Consider the following 16,403-nt stretch of genomic DNA (forward strand, 5'->3'; position numbering starts at 1 on the left):
CGTCGCCCCCACCCGACCGCACGTCGCACGCGCCCGACCGCACGGCTGAGCCGACACCCGGCCCCGGCCCCGGCCGCGCGGGCGACCCCGGTCAGGCGCCCGGTCAGCCCTTGAGCGCCGCCAGCCGGGCCTCGATCTCGGCACTGTCGCCCAGCGCGTCCAACTGCTCGAACTGGGCGTCCAGGGAGGACGCGGCGAGCTCCTGCTTGCCCATCGCCCGCGCCTCCTCCCGGCGCACCTTGTCCTCGAACCGGCTCAGTTCGCTGGTCGGGTCGAGCACGTCGATGTTCTTCACGGCGTCCATCATCGTGTTCTGCGCCTGGGCCGACTTGGCGCGGGCCACCAGTTCGTCGCGCTTCGCCTGCAACTCGCCGAGCTTGGCCTTCATCTGGTCGAGACCCGTCCTGAGCTTCGACACCACCTCGGTCTGCGCGGCGATCGTCGGCTCCGCCGTCCGCGCCTCCTTCTCCGCCTGGAGCTGACGGCCGAGCGCCACCTTCGCCAGATTGTCGAAGCGGTCCGCCTCCGCCACCTGCCCGCCGCTCCGCAGTTCGTCGCCCTTCCGGCTGGCGGCCAGCGCCTTGCCGCCCCACTCCTTCGCCGCCGCCACGTCCTCCTGGTGGTCCTGCTCCATCAGCCGGAGGTTGCCGATGGTCGCGGCCACCGCCTCCTCCGCCTCCGTGATGTTGTTGGAGTAGTCGCGGATCAGCTGGTCCAGCATCTTCTGCGGATCCTCCGCCTGGTCCAGCAGCGCGTTGATGTTGGCCTTCGCGAGCTGGGTGACCCGGCCGAGGATGGTCTGCTTGCTCATGGCACTTCTCCTTGAGAGGGACAGAAAGGGGGAGGACGCGCATCGCGCCGCCCTCAGAAACGGCCTCCGCCGCCCAGCCGGCCGCGCGTGCCGCTGCCGCCGAAGCTGCCGGGCCCGCCGCCGAAACCTCCGCCCCCGAGCCCCCCGCCCGAACCTCCACCGAACCCCCCATGTCCGCCTCCCCTTCCCCCGCCGAACAGTCCGCCGAGGATGATGCCGCCGAGCACCGCACCGCCGAGCCCGCCGCCGCCCCCTCCTACCCCTGATACACCGCCCATGCCGTTCGGGTTCCCATACGTCCGGACGTCCTGCTCGGCGAGGTCCTGGGCCCGCCGGGCGAGGGCGTCCGCCTGCTGGGCCTCCGCGAGGGCGGCCTGCGGGTCGTCGGCCTCGGCGAGCCCCCGCGCCTTCTCCCAGCGCCGCTGGGCCTCGGCAAGGCGCGTACGGGCCTCACTGCCCACGGCACCCCGGTGGGTGGTGATGTAGTCCGAGGCCGCCCCGATCGCCGAGCGGGCCGTCAGCATCGCCTGGTCGAGGAGCGCGCGGGCGCGTCGGCTGCCCGACTCGCGCTCCCGCGCGCCCACCAGCGCCTCGTCGAGCACCGAATCGGCCTCCTCCACCCGGCGCAGGGAGTCGAGCGGGTCGTACCGTCCGGTGTCCATGACCCGCCGCACCTCGCCGAGCACCGATTCGGCGCGGGCGATCCGGCCCCGGAGATCGGCCGTCGACCCTTCGGTGGCCCCCTGCAGCAGGCCCCGGGCCTCCGCCAGGTCGGCGTCCGTCTCCGACAGGACACCCGGCAGTCTGCCGACCGCCTCGGCCAGTTCCTGCGCCCGCCGGTCCACCGCCTCGACCAGCCGGGCCGCCTGGTCCACGGCACCCTCGGCCGCCCGGATGTGAACGGCGGCCCCGCCGTTGTCACCGTCGTCGATCTGCTGGCGGGCCTGGTTGACGTGGGTCGTCGCGAAGACGAGCCGGTCCTTGGCCTGTTCGACGTCGCCGGCGACGGGAGCGGCGGCCGTCTCGGCGTATCGCTCGCGCATCGCCGTCAGGGCCGCCTCGGCCGTGCTCATCTTCGCGGTCTGCTCCCGGAATGCGGCCTCGACGGTGGCCAGCGCCTCAGGCGCGGTCCGCTCCAGGGCCCGCAGCCGGTCGAAGTCCTCGCTCTCGGCGTCGAGCCGGGCGTCCGCCTCTGCGCAGCGCCGCAGGATCTCGTCCAGCATGGTCCGCCGGGTCGCGTCGTCCTCGGGGAACGAGTCGTCGAGCTTCTGCCGCAGCCGGAACGAGGCCGTGAGCTGCTCCTTGGCGAAGGCGACCGCCTCGGTGAAGGGGCGGACGGTGTCCTCGCCGAACTGGGCGGTCGCGAAACCGAGTTCCTCCTGGCTGGTGCGGACGGCGTCGTCGGTGGCGACCAGCGTCTGCCGGGCCTGACCGTCGAGCTCGTCGAGGGACGGCTGCGCGGGTTCCCTCGGCGGGCCCCAGCCCTGCCCGCCCTGCGGCGTGGTGCGGGTCCCGGTCCGCCGGCGCCGCTTGGTGAACGCGTAGGCCGCCACGGCGCCGGCGCCGCCGACCAGGACCACCGGCAGGACCAGATCGGTGGCCGAGGTGCCGTCGTCGACCACGCCGCCCGGATCGGCGGGGCCGGGGGTGATGGCCGGAGTGGGGACGGGCTGTCCGGCGAGGACGGCGGAGTAGCCGTCGGCCGCTCCGATCGCGGCGCCCGCCCAGTCGTTCTGTCGCAGCGCCGGTTCGATCGCGGTCCGGGCCACCTCGTCGAGCCCGCCCTGGGTGAGGCGGGCGTCCGGATCGGCTGAGTAGCCGTACTGGCGGTCGTGGGTGGCGACGGCGAGCAGCACGTCGTCGACCCCGAGACCGTTGCGTTCGGCCGTGGCGTCGGCCCAGGCCTGGCCCGTGCGGCCGGAGAAGTCCCGTACGTAGACGACGAAGAGCTGGATCCGCCGGTCGTCGTAGAGCCGGTCGAGGGCCTGGACCACGGAGCCGCGGCGGTCGCCCAGCGCGTCCACCCGGTCGGTGATCTGCCCGTCCCGGGACAGGGCGACGGGGTCGTCGGCACGGGCACCGTGAACGGCGGGCACGAGGAGCCACCACGCCGCCACCAGTACCGCGAGAAGGGCTCGGGTGGCTATTCGCGTCACAAGGGGGAGGTTATGTCCGCGTATGTCGCACCGCGACCGGACGACCCGCCGCCGGAGTGCCACCACAGCCTCACGGAAACCATTCTCCACAGCCCTGCGTCACTGTCGGTAGCCGCCGCTACCGTGAGAAGCGGTGGGACACGTGACATGACGGCACGAGGGGGGCTCGGGTGAGCGGACGACTGAGGAGAATGTGGCGACGGGGGCGCTGGTTCGTGCTCGGTCTCGCGCTCGTCCTCGTGGTGCCCCCGCTGTTCGGCGCGCTCGCCCTGCGCGTCAGCTACGCGGGCGACCTCAGGGACGACGCGAAGACCCGGGACAAGGACGCCGTCTGGCTCGGCCACGCCTGGGTCGACGGGCGGAAGAAGGACGCCGACCTCGCCGACCTCGCCGCCCGGATCAAGGACACGGGCATACGCGACCTGTACGTCCACGCCGGGCCCCTGGAGCACGACGGCACCCTGCCCGCCGCCAAGTACCCGCGTGCGAAGTGGTTCATCGACGCCGTGCACCGCACGATGCCCGGGATACGGGTGCAGGCCTGGCTCGGTGACGTCCTGGCCAACGACGGACCCGACGGACTGCACCTCGACAAGGCCGGGACCCGCGCGGCCGTGGTGACCTCGGCCCGGCAGATCCTGGACGTCGGCTTCGACGGAGTCCACTTCGACCTGGAGCCGCTGCTCTCCGACGACGCCGACTACCTCTCCCTCCTCGACGACCTCGGAGAGGTCACCCGGCCGCGGAAGGCGCAGCTCTCGATCGCCGCCCACCAGATCGACCCCCTCCCCGGCCTGCACTCGGCCAACAGCCTGCTCACGGGCAAGGAGAAGTGGTGGTCGCAGGAGTTCTTCGGCCAGGTCGCCCGGCGCGTGGACCAGATCGCCGTCATGTCGTACGACACGTGGATGCCGCTGGAGAGCCTGTACGGCGGGTACGTGGCCCAGCAGACCAGCCTCGCCCTCGAAGTGACCCCCGAGTCGACCGACCTGCTGATGGGGCTCCCCTTCTTCCACGAGGACGACCTCGGCCACCACGAGAACGCGGAGACCGTCGAGGCCGCCGTCCGGGGCGTCAGACTCGGCCTCGGGCGCACCGACCCCGACCGCGCACGGTTCGGCGTCGCGCTGTACGTCGACTTCGCCGCGGAGGAGGGCGACTGGGCGGCCTACCGCGCCAACTGGCACTGAGCCCCGCGGGCACGCCGCCGCGCGCCCGGCCTTGACGTCGCCCGCCCGGCCACGAGCCGTGCACCCGCCATGACGCCGCTCACCCGGCCGTACGCCGTGCACCCGCCATGACACCGCGCACCGGGCACGACGTCCTCCACCCGGGAGCGACCCCGCGTGCCGGGGGAGGGCGTGCCGGAGGAGGATGGGGCCATCGGCGCGAACCGTTGCCGCGCACAGGGGGAGTACGCCATGACAAGCCGTCTCTTGATGCCCTTCCGGACCGCCGGCGCGGGTCCCGCGGCCGACACGGAGACCGCCGGGTCGACCCGGCCCACGCCGATCCTGGACCTGGCGCACCCCCGGGTCGCCGCGCTCGTGACCCGGGTGCGCCGCGAGGCGGACGAGCGGGGCGCGACGACCGACCGCGACCGGCTCCGGACCGCCCACGGCATCATCGCCGCCACTGTGCGGCCGGTGTACTCCGTGGAGGACCTGCGCCGGGTGTCGAGGACTCTGCGGCTCGGGCGCGGCTCGTGCAGTCAGCGCATGGCGGTCCTGGAGGCGGTGGCCCGGTCCCTCGACGTGCCCACGCGGGTCCGGGGCCTGCTCGTCGACGGAGCCTTCTGGTACCCGCGCTTCCCGAAGCTGCGCCCGTTCGTGCCCGAGGAGGTGCTGCTCGCCTGGCCCGAGTTCCTGCTCGACGACACCTGGGTGCCGGTCGCGGAGCTCTTCGCGAACCGGGAGGAGGCCGGACCGGCCCCCGCGGACGCCTTCACCAACGCCGGCGCGGAGACCCTCTTCGAGGCCGTGGCGCGGACCACCGTCGACTGGGACGCCCCGGCCGCCTGCGCCGGATCCGCCCCCTGCGACCTCTCCGCGCACCTGCGGACCGACCTGGGCCGCTTCACCTCCCGCGACGAGCTGTTCGCCGGGCACGGTCAGACCCTGTGCCTCCCCGCCCGCACCCTCGCCGAGCCGCTCTTCGGCCGCTGGAGCGCGGGCGCGGGCGCGAGTGTCGGTGCCGGAGGCGGTGCCGGAGGCGGTGCCGGTGCCGGTGCGGGCGGGGACACGAGCCCTATGTCGTCTTCCGCCGCCTGATCGTGTTGCCCAGCCACACCAGCGGGTCGTACTTCCGGTCCACGACCCGCTCCTTCATCGGGATCAGGGCGTTGTCGGTGATGCGGATGGACTCCGGGCACACCTCCGTACAGCACTTGGTGATGTTGCAGTAGCCGAGTCCGTGCTCCTCCTGTGCCGTCCGCCGCCGGTCGAGTCCGGCCTCCTCGGCCGCGTCCAGCGGGTGCATGTCGAGCTCCGCGACCCGCATGAGGAACCGGGGCCCGGCGAAGGCCTCCTTGTTCTCCTCGTGGTCGCGCACCACATGGCAGGTGTCCTGGCACAGGAAGCACTCGATGCACTTCCTGAACTCCTGCGAGCGCTCCACGTCCTCCTGCCGCATCCGGTACTCGCCGGGACCCACCCCGGCGGGCGGCACGAAGGCCGGGATCTCCCGGGCCTTCGCATAGTTGAAGGACACGTCCGTGACCAGGTCGCGCACGACGGGGAAGGCACGCATCGGGGTCACGGTGATCACCTCGTCCCGGGAGAACACCGACATCCGGGTCATGCAGAGCAGCCGCGGCCTGCCGTTGATCTCGGCCGAGCACGAACCGCACTTGCCCGCCTTGCAGTTCCACCGCACCGCGAGATCCGGCGTCTGGGTGGCCTGCAGGCGGTGCACCACGTCGAGGACGACCTCGCCGTCGTGGACCTCCACCGTGTAGTCGGCCAGTTCGCCGCCGCCGGCGTCTCCCCGCCACACCCGGAACCGCGCGTCGTACGTGCTCATGCGCCGTGCCCCCCTTCCAGGCCCGGGCCCTCCAGGCCTTCCGGACCTTCCGGATCTCCCGGATCTCCCGGATCTCCCGGACCTCCGAGCTCGTCCTCGGCGAGGTACTTCGCCAGCTCCTCCTGTTCGAACAGCGCGAGCAGATCGGGCCGTACGGGCTCCGTACGCGTCCGATCGAGGGCGATCCCGTCGCCGTCCAGACGGCACAGCAGGTTCACCGGGCGCCAGGCGCGGTCCATCGCCGGGTAGTCCTCGCGGGTGTGCCCGCCCCGGGACTCGGTGCGCTCCAGGGCGGCGCGAGCCACGCACTCGCCGACGAGCAGCATGTTCCGCAGGTCGAGGGCGAGGTGCCAGCCGGGGTTGAACTGCCGGTGGCCCTCCACGGTGACCTGCCGGGCCCGTGCCCGCAGGGCGGCGATGCGTTCCAGCGCCTCGGCCATCTCGCCCTCCCGCCGGATGATCCCGACGAGGTCGTTCATGGTCTGCTGGAGTTCCTGGTGGAGGGTGTACGGGTTCTCCGGGGGGCCCGCGCCTTCCTCGGCCCCGCGGCCGCCGCCGCTTCCGCCGGGCGCCGACCCGAACGGAGCCAGCGCCTCCGCCGCCGCGGCCTCGACGTCCGCCGCCACGATCCCCCCGCCGACCCCCGACAGCGCGTACTGCGCCGCGTACAGACCGGCCCGCCGGCCGAAGACCAGCAGGTCGGAGAGGGAGTTTCCGCCGAGCCGGTTGGAGCCGTGCATGCCGCCGGCCACCTCACCGGCCGCGAACAGCCCGGGCACCCCCACCGTCGCCGCCGTCTCGGAGTCGACGTTGACCCCGCCCATCACGTAGTGGCAGGTGGGGCCCACCTCCATGGCCTCCGCGGTGATGTCGACATCGGCCAGTTCCTTGAACTGGTGGTACATCGAGGGCAGCCGCCGCTTGATCGTCTCGGCCGGCATCCGGGTCGACACGTCCAGGAACACCCCGCCGTGCGGGGACCCGCGACCCGCCTTCACCTCGGAGTTGATGGCCCGCGCCACCTCGTCGCGCGGCAGCAGTTCGGGCGGGCGGCGGTTGTGGTCGGGGTCCTCGTACCAGCGGTCGCCCTCCTCCTCCGTCTCCGCGTACTTCTCCTTGAAGACGTCGGGGACGTAGTCGAACATGAAGCGCCGGCCCTCGGAGTTCCGCAGGACCCCGCCGTCCCCGCGGACGGACTCGGTGACGAGGATGCCCTTCACCGACGGCGGCCAGACCATGCCGGTCGGGTGGAACTGCACGAACTCCATGTTCACCAGGGGAGCGCCCGCGAGCAGGGCGAGCGCGTGCCCGTCTCCGGTGTACTCCCAGGAGTTCGAGGTCACCTTGAAGGACTTGCCGATGCCGCCGGTCGCGAGGACGACCGCGGGGGCCTCCAGGACGAGGAAGCGCCCACTCTCCCGCTCGTAACAGAAGACCCCGGAGACCCGCCCGTCCCCGTCCTTGAGGATCCGGGTGACGGTGAACTCCTGGAAGACCTTCAGCCGGCCCTCGTGGTCGCCGGTCTCGCGGTGGTCCTCCTGCTGGAGTCCGACGGACCTCTGCTGGAGGGTGCGGAGCAGTTCGAGGCCGGTGCGGTCGCCGACGTGGGCGAGCCGCGGGTACTCGTGGCCGCCGAAGTTGCGCTGCGAGATCCGGCCGTCGGGGGTGCGGTCGAAGAGCGCGCCCCAGGTCTCCAGTTCCCAGACCCGTTCGGGGGCCTCCTGGGCGTGCAGCTCGGCCATCCGCCACTGGTTGAGGAACTTCCCGCCGCGCATGGTGTCGCGGAAGTGGGTCTTCCAGTCGTCCTGCGGGTGCGCATTGGCCATGGAGGCGGCGATCCCGCCCTCGGCCATCACGGTGTGGGCCTTGCCGAAGAGGGATTTGCAGATGACCGCCGTACGGGCGCCCGCACGACGTGCTTCGATCGCGGCCCGCAGCCCGGCGCCGCCCGCGCCGACCACGACCACGTCCCACTGCTCTCGCTCGACGTGCGTCATCTCAGAAGAACCTCGGGTCGTCGAAGGTGCCGGTGGCGAGCAGGTACACGTACAGGTCGCAGAGGGCGACGCTGATCAGGGAGGACCAGGCGAGCAGCATGTGACGGGTGTTCAGCCGGCCGACCCAGGTCCACAGCCGGTAGCGGACCGGATGCTTCGAGAAGTGCTTGAGCCGTCCGCCGACGATGTGCCGGCAGGAGTGGCAGGAGAGGGTGTACGCCCAGATGAGGGCGATGTTGACGAGGAAGAGGAGCGTCCCGAGCCCCGCGTGGCCCCACGCGTAGTCGGCGTTCCGGAAGGTGAGCACGGTGTCGTACGTGAGGATTCCGGCCACCGGCAGCGCCGCGTAGAAGAAGTACCGGTGGAGGTTCTGCAGAAGCAGCGGGAAGCGGGTCTCGCCGGTGTACGACGCATGGGGCTCGGCGACCGCGCAGGCCGGGGGAGACGCCCAGAAGCCCCGGTAGTACGCCTTCCGGTAGTAGTAGCAGGTCAGCCGGAAGCCCAGCGGGAAGACCAGGATCAGCAGGGCGGGCGAGAGCCCCCACCAGCTGCCGAAGATCTCCCAGTTCGGTCCGCCCTTCATGGGGACGCAGTTCTCCGCCAGACAGGGCGAGTAGAACGGCGAGACGTAGGGGGCGGCGTAGTAGTCGGCGTTGGCGAAGGCCCGCCAGGTCGAGTACGCGACGAAGGCGAGCAGTCCGGCGGCCGTCGCCGCGGGGGAGAGCCACCAGCGGTCGGTCCGCAGATGTCGGGCGGCGATGGCGGCGCGCCCCGGTGAGCGCACCCCCGTGGCGGATCCGGGCGGTTCCGTACCTGTGGCCAACAGGCCCTCCTACGGTCGGTTGCCGGTACGTCCTGCGGCGCGTGGCGGCCTACGGCGCGTGGCGGTCGCGTGCTCCCAGTCCCTCGTCGTCCGTGTCCGTCCACAGCCCGCGGTCGTACGGGGCGTCGGGGATGGTCACCAGGCTTTCGGCACGTCCCGAAGCCGGCGCGGCGGGTGCGCCCCGCTCGGCCGTGATGGAGCGCTCGAGCTGTCCGACGGTGCGGACCAGGTCTTCGAGGCAGCGCTTGACGGCTGCCAGATCGTCCTGAACGGACATGGTTGCCCTCACTTCCGCGAGCGGCTTCGGCAGGAGTGTCGCGCGTCACATTCCCGCTTGGGAAGCCATGTGCACGGGATTCCACTCGTCCGGAGCGCTCCTTCTCCGGCGGTTGGGCCGCACGAGTGGGGTTTTCCCGACGTGCCGCCGTGTCGCCGTGGCCGGATCCGCTCCGTCCTTTTCAGTGTATGAGCAATAGGTGTGATCATCTCCAAATGGAATGAATCTGGACGAAGGGGTACAAGTCATGTCCCAGATCGGCGCCCCTCGCGGGAGGACATGCTCCAGGAGCCCCCGCTCCCGCACGCTCCGCTCCGTCGCCACCCTCACCAGCGCCGTCCTCGCGGTCACCGTCCTCGCCGGATGCAGCTCCGACGAGGCCGACGAGGCCCGGGCCGCGGCCCAGGACAACGCGCCCGCCGCCCGCGACAAGGTCGCCGACGGAGGCACCCTGCGCTGGGCCGTCGACGCGCTCCCCACCACCCTCAACACCTTCCAGGCCGACGCCGACGGCACCACCTCCCGGATCGCCGGGGCCGTGCTCCCCTCCCTCTACACGATCGACGAGCGGGGCCGGCCGCAGCGCAACCCCGACTACCTGGAGTCCGCGCAGGTCGCGGAGACGGAGCCCAAGCAGGTCGTCCTCTACAAGCTCAACCAGCAGGCGGTGTGGAGCGACGGACGCGAGATCGGGGCGGCCGACTTCGTGGCCCAGTGGCGGGCGCTGAGCGGCCGCGACACCGCGTACTGGACCGCGCGGAACTCCGGCTACGAGCGGATCGAGAAGATCGAGCGGGGCAAGAACGACCTGGAGGTACGGGTCACCTTCTCCAAGCCCTACGCCGACTGGCAGTCCCTCTTCACCCCGCTCTACCCGAAGCAGGTGATGGGCTCCCCGAACTCCTTCAACGACGGGGCCCGCACCACCCTCAAGGCCACCGCAGGACCGTTCCTGCTGAAGGCGATCGACCGCAAGAACGGCGATGTCACCCTCGCCCGCAACCCCCGCTGGTGGGGACAGCCCGCCAAGCTCGACCGCATGGTGCTCAAGGCCGTCGCCCGCGCCGACCGGGCGGGGGCCCTCGCCGCGGGCACCCTCGACCTGGCCGAGATCGACCGGTCCACCGCCGAACGCATCTCGCTCGCCCTCCGCGACGCCCGCGCCGGACGCGGCGGCGCCCAGGCCGCCCTCGCCCACGGCCCCGGCTCCTCGATCACCCCCTCCAAGGCCCTGAAGTCCTGGGCGCTGGCCCACGGCTCCGACGACGAGAAGGCGCAGGAGGTCCAGGCCGCCCGGGAGAAGAACCAGAAGGCCCTCACCGCGTACGCGACCGCCCAGGACACCCTGGCGAAGTACGTCGTCCGCAAGTCCCTGGAGCCCGCCTACACCCAGCTCTCGCTGAACGGCGAGTCCGGACCGCTCGCCGACGAGCGGGTACGGCGCGCGGTGGCCCGCGCGATCAACCGCCGGGAACTGGCCGAATCCGTGCTCAAGCCGCTCGGGCTCCCGGCGGACCCACCCGGCAGCCACCTGGCCCTCGCCGGCCAGGCCGCGTACGCGGACAGCAGCGACGCACTCGGCAACCAGGACACCGCGGAGGCACGGGCCCTCCTCGCCGACGCGGGCTGGGTCCCCGGCGGCGCCGTCAGGAAGCCCGCGTCCGCGGGAACCAAGGCGGGCAGCGAGGCCGAGGAGAAGGCCGCGGGGCAAAAGGCCGGCGAAAAGGAGAAGGCCGGCGAGGGCGGCGCGAAGACGGAAGGCGCCGAGAAGGAGGGCGCGAAGACGGAAGGCGCCGAGAAGCAGGGTGCGAAGAAGGACGCCGCGGCCTCCACCGACGCCAAGAAGCAGGCCGCCGACACCGCATCCGACGAGGGCCTCTACATCGTCGGCGACGACAAGCCGGGCGAGCGCCGAGCCGCCCCCGCCCCCGTCATCGGCGCCGGCGGCCCCGAGAACGGCACCGGCATCCTCGCCCCGGCCCCCGCGGCCGCACGTCAGAGCGCCGCGCTCCTCGCCCGCGCCGAGGCACTCGACACCGGTACGGGCGCCGGCGCGCACGCCGCCCAGACGATCGCGCGCACGGACAAGGGCGTCGCCGGCGCCTACGCCCCGCGCGGCACCGCCGCCCCCGTGACCGCGCCCGAGGCGAGCAAGGCCCTCGGCAAGGACGGCAAGGCGCTCAGCCTCCGCTTCGTCCTGCCGTCCGGCCCCGGCTCCGAGTCGCTGCGGGCGGTCGGCGACCGCATCGTCCGGATGCTCGACGCGGTCGGCATCCGTACCGAGGTCACCAAGGTCTCCGACGACAGCTTCTTCAAGGACCACGTGGCCTCGGGCGACTACGACCTGGCCCTCTACTCCTGGCCCGCCTCCGCCTTCCCGGCGACCGACGCCCGGCCGATCTTCGCCAAGCCCGAGCCCGCCTCGGACGGCTCCCTCCTGGTCGAGCAGAACTACTCGCGGGTCGGCACCGACCGCATCGACCAGCTCTTCGACCAGGCGGCGGGAACCCTCGACGAGGAGGAGGCCCGGGAGCTGGTGCGCCAGGCCGACGCCCGGATCTGGGCCGCCGCCGGCTCCATTCCCCTCTACCAGCGCCCGCAGCTCGTCGCCGCCAAGGCGGATCTGGTGAACGCCGGCGCCTGGGGCCTGGCCGGTCCGCGCTACCAGGACATCGGCTTCAAGAAGCGCGAGACGTCCAAGGGCGCCGAGCGCACCCCCTGAGGCGACCGGGCCACTCACCTGGGGGCACCGAACGCACGGAAAGCCCTGAAAGCCCTGAAACCGCAGGTCACAACCTCAGAACCAGCTCAATTTCCTTGCCCGCCGGTGATCCCGGCGGGCAGGATCGCGTCGGCCCCTTGACCCGGTCGCACGACCTCCCCCACACCCTTGCTCCATCGCAGGACAACTTCTCGGATCTTGGCCGGGGAAGCCCCTTGCGCGGCAGCCCCGTACCATAGGACATAGCCGTGGCGCGTCCGCCCGGCGGGCGTACGAGGAACTGACGCCGCATCCCACGATCCGAGAGAAGCGCAAGCACCCATGCCCACGCGCCACGACATCCGTAACGTCGCCATCGTCGCCCACGTCGACCATGGCAAGACGACCATCGTCGACGCCATGCTCAAGCAGGCCGGTGCCTTCGCCGCCCACCAGCAGCTCGACGACCGCATGATGGACTCGAACGACCTGGAGCGTGAGAAGGGCATCACGATCCTCGCCAAGAACACGGCGGTGAAGTATCACCCCAAGGACGGCGGGGCCCCGATCACGATCAACATCATCGACACCCCCGGTCACGCCGACTTCGGTGGCGAGGTCGAGCGCGGTCTGTCGATGGTGGATGCGGTCGTCCTCCTCGTGGACGCCTCCGAGGGTCCGCTCCCGCAGACCCGCTTCGTGCTGCGCAAGGCCCTCCAGCAGCGCAAGCCCGTCATCCTCTGCATCAACAAGACGGACCGCCCGGACTCCCGGATCGACGAGGTCGTCAACGAGACCTACGACCTCTTCCTCGACCTGGACGCCGACGAGGACCAGATCGAGTTCCCGATCGTCTACGCCTGCGGCCGTGACGGCATCGCCTCGCTGACCAAGCCGGAGAACGGCACCGTTCCCGCCGACAGCGACAGCCTGGAGCCGTTCTTCTCCGCGATCCTGGAGCACGTCCCGGCCCCGGTGTACGACGAGGAGGCGCCGCTCCAGGCGCACGTCACCAACCTGGACGCCGACAACTTCCTCGGCCGTATCGCGCTGCTCCGCGTCGAGCAGGGCGAGCTGCGCAAGGGCCAGACGGTCGCGTGGATCAAGCGGGACGGCACGATCTCCAACGTCCGCATCACCGAGCTGATGATGACCGAGGCGCTCACCCGCAAGCCCGCCGAGGTCGCCGGCCCCGGTGACATCTGCGCCGTCGCCGGTATCCCCGACATCATGATCGGCGAGACCCTGGCCGACCCGGAGAACCCGATCGCGCTTCCGCTGATCACGGTCGACCAGCCGGCCATCTCCATGACCATCGGCACCAACACCTCGCCGCTCGTCGGCCGCGGTGGCACGGGCAAGGGCGCGGAAGCCAAGTCCGCGGTCAAGCAGCGCAAGGTCACCGCCCGCCAGGTCAAGGACCGTCTGGACCGCGAGCTGATCGGTAACGTCTCGCTCCGCGTCCTCGACACCGAGCGTCCCGACGCCTGGGAGGTCCAGGGCCGTGGTGAGCTCGCGCTCGCCATCCTGGTCGAGCAGATGCGCCGCGAGGGCTTCGAGCTCACCATCGGCAAGCCGCAGGTCGTCACCAAGCAGGTCGACGGCAAGACCCACGAGCCCGTCGAGCGCCTCACGGTCGACGTGCCCGAGGAGCACATGGGCGCCGTCACGCAGCTCATGGGTGTCCGCAAGGGCCGCATGGACAACATGTCGAACCACGGCTCCGGCTGGGTCCGCATGGAGTTCGTCGTTCCGTCCCGTGGCCTCATCGGCTTCCGTACGGAGTTCCTCACCAACACCCGCGGTACGGGCATCGCCCACTCGATCCACGAGGGCCACGAGCCGTGGTTCGGCACGCTGACGACCCGTAACAACGGTTCGCTGGTCGCCGACCGCGCCGGTGCCGTCACCGCCTTCGCGATGACGAACCTCCAGGAGCGCGGTGTCCTGTTCACCGACCCCGGCACCGAGGTGTACGAGGGCATGATCGTCGGCGAGAACTCGCGCTCCGACGACATGGACGTGAACATCACCAAGGAGAAGAAGCTCACCAACATGCGCTCCGCCTCCGCCGACTCCTTCGAGGCGATCGTCCCGCCGCGGAAGCTCTCCCTCGAGCAGTCCCTGGAGTTCTGCCGCGACGACGAGTGCGTCGAGGTCACCCCGGAGGCCGTGCGTATCCGCAAGGTCATCCTGGACCAGAACGCGCGTGGCCGTGCGTCCTCGCGCGCCAAGAACGGCTGAGCCGAGCCAGGAGTACGGCCGGAGCAGGAGTGGTTCGGCCCAAGCAGGAGTGGTTCGGCCGGAGTAGCAGTGGTTCGGCCGGAGCAGGAGTGCGGCCGACGCGGCAGTACGACCGAGCTGGCCGAAATTAGTACGGCTGAGTCGGCCGAAGATCGGCTGAGTTCGGCCGCATGCGGCCGATGACAGTGGGGTAGATCACGATCCTGTGATCTACCCCGCTTTCGGTTCTCCACGACGTCGGCGCCGGAGCCCGGACCCCCACAGGGACTGTGGGAGTCCGGGCTTTTCGTCAACTTCCGTCAACTCCATTTCACCGGCCCGGTGTCCGCATATCGGCCATCGCTCTCCGGTACGTGTGTTAACGGTCCGTTTCGGGGGTGTCTGTCTGTGCTCAGTTTGTCCGGATTTCGGTATCCGGGGGTGTGGTGATGTTGTCAAAACGAGACCACTTAAGTGTGGTTTACAGCCCGGACGTACTTAATAGTTGGCTCCATTGAGCTCGGGTCAATGGGTCACGCACTGTGGGGAGTGCCGACTCACGAGCACACTCGGGGCACTTGAGTGCATTGCCGTCAGGGGTGTCGGCAGAACTCGGAGTGCCCCTCTTGTAGTGACAAAAGTGGACTCATGAGGAGGAACCCATGCGCGGTGCCAAGAGCGCCAAGTGGGTAACGGGCGCGATCATCGTTGCCCTTGCTGCGACCGCCTGTGGCGGGGGTAAGAGCGACAGCGGCGACGCCAAGGGCGCTGTTGACCCGAACGGAATCTTCTCCGTCGAGCTGGGCGAGCCCGAGAAGCCCCTGCTCACCGGTGACACGATGGAGTCCAACGGCTCCGCCGTGATGGCCGGCCTGTTCTCGACCCTGGTCGACTACAAGGCCGACGGCTCCCTGGAGATGATCAACGCCGAATCGGTCACCACGACCGACTCGAAGACGTGGACCGTCAAGCTCAAGCCGGGCTGGACCTTCCACGACGGCACCCCGGTGACCTCCAAGTCCTACGTGGACGCGTGGAACTGGAACGCCAACGTCAAGAACGCCCAGGGTCTGTCCTCGTGGTTCGCGGACATCAAGGGCTACGACAAGGTCCACCCCGAGGCCGAGGGCGCCAAGCCCACCGCCGACAAGCTGGACGGTCTGAAGGTCGTCGACGAGACGACCTTCAAGATCGAGCTCACCAAGGCCGTCCCGTACTTCGGCCACAAGCTCGCCTACATCGTCTTCGCCCCGCTCGCCGAGTCCTTCTACAAGGACCCTGCGGCCGGCGGCCAGAAGCCGGTCGGCAACGGTCCCTACAAGTTCAAGAGCTGGGACCACAAGAAGAAGATCGAGATCACTCGATACGACGCCTACAAGGGCCCGAACAAGGCGAAGAACGGCGGTGTGGTCTTCAAGAACTACACCACCCTCGAGGCCGCGTACGAGGACCTGAAGTCCGGCAACGTCGACGTGCTCCGTCAGATCGCGCCGAAGGACCTCCCGGTCTACCGCCAGGACCTCGGCGACCGCGCCGTGGACCAGCCGTACTCCGCGATCCAGACCATCGCCGTCGCCTTCTACGCCGACCAGTGGAAGAAGCCGAAGCAGATCGACCCGCGCGTCGTCCAGGGTCTGTCGATGGCGATCGACCGTGCCACCATCACCAAGACGGTGCTGCAGGGTACGCGTGAGCCCGCGACCGGCTGGGTCGCCAAGGGTGTCCTGGGCTTCCAGGAGGACGGCGGCGCCGGCGTCACCAAGTTCGACCCGGCGAAGGCCAAGGAGCTCATCAAGGCCGGCGGCGGCGTCCCCGGCAACAAGATCTCCATCCAGTTCAACGCCGACGGTGGCCACAAGGAGTGGGTGGACGCTGTCTGCAACTCCATCCAGCAGGCCACCGACGTCCAGTGCGTCGGCGACGGCAAGCCGGACTTCCAGGCCGACCTGACCGCTCGTAAGACGAAGCAGGTCAAGTCCCTGTACCGCTCCGGCTGGGTGCTCGACTACCCGGTGAACGCCAACTTCATCTCGGACCTGTTCCGTACGGGTGCGGCGGGCAACCAGGGTGACTTCACCAACAAGGCTCTCGACGCCAAGATCGCCAAGGCGGACTCGGCTGCGACCCTCGACGATTCGGTGAAGCAGTTCCAGGCCATCGAGAAGGACCTGGTCAACTACATGCCGTCCATCCCGCTCTGGTACTACAAGGTCAACGCGGGCTACTCCGAGAAGGTTTCGGGCGTGGCGTACGGCCAGGACGGCGACCCGATCCTGACCGGCGTCGAGGTCAAGAAGTAATCACCCAAGCGTAGTCCGCCTGCCGATGCGGGGCTGACGGGATGTCAGCCCCGCGTTCGGCGCCTTACGTATGTGGCTGGGGGGCCCTTCCACG

At 70.6% G+C, this 16,403-nt stretch carries 11 protein-coding genes; 5 read left to right on the top strand and 6 right to left on the bottom strand.

Annotated elements, in window-relative coordinates; translation table 11 throughout:
- Positions 1 to 103: 103 nt before the first annotated feature.
- On the bottom strand, positions 104 to 811 hold the full coding sequence (locus tag E0F75_RS10980; RefSeq protein ID WP_187622330.1) for a PspA/IM30 family protein: 708 nt from the start codon (positions 809 to 811) through the stop codon (positions 104 to 106).
- Between the two features lie 53 nt (positions 812 to 864).
- Positions 865 to 2,967 carry a TPM domain-containing protein gene (locus E0F75_RS10985; RefSeq protein WP_187622331.1) on the bottom strand — a complete coding sequence of 701 codons (2,103 nt, stop codon included), beginning with the start codon at positions 2,965 to 2,967 and terminating at the stop codon, positions 865 to 867.
- 170 nt (positions 2,968 to 3,137) lie between these two features.
- Here E0F75_RS10985 and E0F75_RS10990 point away from each other — a divergent pair, with 170 nt between their 5' ends.
- Positions 3,138 to 4,157: a hypothetical protein gene (locus E0F75_RS10990; RefSeq protein WP_374115388.1), complete on the top strand. Its 1,020-nt coding sequence runs from the start codon at positions 3,138 to 3,140 to the stop codon at positions 4,155 to 4,157.
- Between the two features lie 231 nt (positions 4,158 to 4,388).
- On the top strand, positions 4,389 to 5,237 hold the full coding sequence (locus E0F75_RS10995) for a transglutaminase domain-containing protein (RefSeq protein WP_187622333.1): 849 nt from the start codon (positions 4,389 to 4,391) through the stop codon (positions 5,235 to 5,237).
- On the opposite strand, the gene E0F75_RS11000 is transcribed toward E0F75_RS10995, so the two are convergent.
- From E0F75_RS11000 to E0F75_RS11015, 4 genes are read right to left on the bottom strand one after another with little or no spacing between them, the layout of a single operon-like run.
- Positions 5,215 to 5,988 carry a succinate dehydrogenase/fumarate reductase iron-sulfur subunit gene (locus tag E0F75_RS11000; RefSeq protein ID WP_187622334.1) on the bottom strand — a complete coding sequence of 258 codons (774 nt, stop codon included), beginning with the start codon at positions 5,986 to 5,988 and terminating at the stop codon, positions 5,215 to 5,217. The genes E0F75_RS10995 and E0F75_RS11000 overlap by 23 nt on opposite strands.
- Positions 5,985 to 7,985, bottom strand: a complete 2,001-nt coding sequence (locus tag E0F75_RS11005) for a fumarate reductase/succinate dehydrogenase flavoprotein subunit (RefSeq protein WP_229312638.1) — start codon at positions 7,983 to 7,985, stop codon at positions 5,985 to 5,987. Before E0F75_RS11005 ends, E0F75_RS11000 begins: the two co-directional genes overlap by 4 nt.
- Position 7,986: 1 nt before the next feature.
- The gene (locus tag E0F75_RS11010) at positions 7,987 to 8,808 is read right to left on the bottom strand and encodes a hypothetical protein (protein WP_187622335.1); all 822 of its coding nucleotides are present in this window, start codon (positions 8,806 to 8,808) and stop codon (positions 7,987 to 7,989) included.
- A 49-nt stretch (positions 8,809 to 8,857) separates the two neighbouring features.
- Complete coding sequence (locus E0F75_RS11015; protein ID WP_187622336.1) at positions 8,858 to 9,085, bottom strand: hypothetical protein; 228 nt, start codon at positions 9,083 to 9,085, stop codon at positions 8,858 to 8,860.
- A gap of 247 nt (positions 9,086 to 9,332) precedes the next feature.
- On the opposite strand from E0F75_RS11015, the gene E0F75_RS11020 reads away from it, so the two are divergent.
- From E0F75_RS11020 to E0F75_RS11030, 3 genes are all read left to right on the top strand, one after another.
- Positions 9,333 to 11,807, top strand: a complete 2,475-nt coding sequence (locus E0F75_RS11020; protein WP_187622337.1) for an ABC transporter family substrate-binding protein — start codon at positions 9,333 to 9,335, stop codon at positions 11,805 to 11,807.
- Positions 11,808 to 12,128: 321 nt separating this feature from the next.
- Positions 12,129 to 14,030, top strand: a complete 1,902-nt coding sequence (typA, locus tag E0F75_RS11025) for a translational GTPase TypA (protein ID WP_187622338.1) — start codon at positions 12,129 to 12,131, stop codon at positions 14,028 to 14,030.
- 641 nt (positions 14,031 to 14,671) lie between these two features.
- The gene (locus E0F75_RS11030) at positions 14,672 to 16,309 is read left to right on the top strand and encodes an ABC transporter substrate-binding protein (RefSeq protein ID WP_187622339.1); all 1,638 of its coding nucleotides are present in this window, start codon (positions 14,672 to 14,674) and stop codon (positions 16,307 to 16,309) included.
- Positions 16,310 to 16,403: the final 94 nt, after the last annotated feature.

Source organism: Streptomyces sp. CB02980 (assembly GCF_014451325.2).
In the GTDB taxonomy this organism is placed as follows: Bacteria; Actinomycetota; Actinomycetes; order Streptomycetales; family Streptomycetaceae; genus Streptomyces.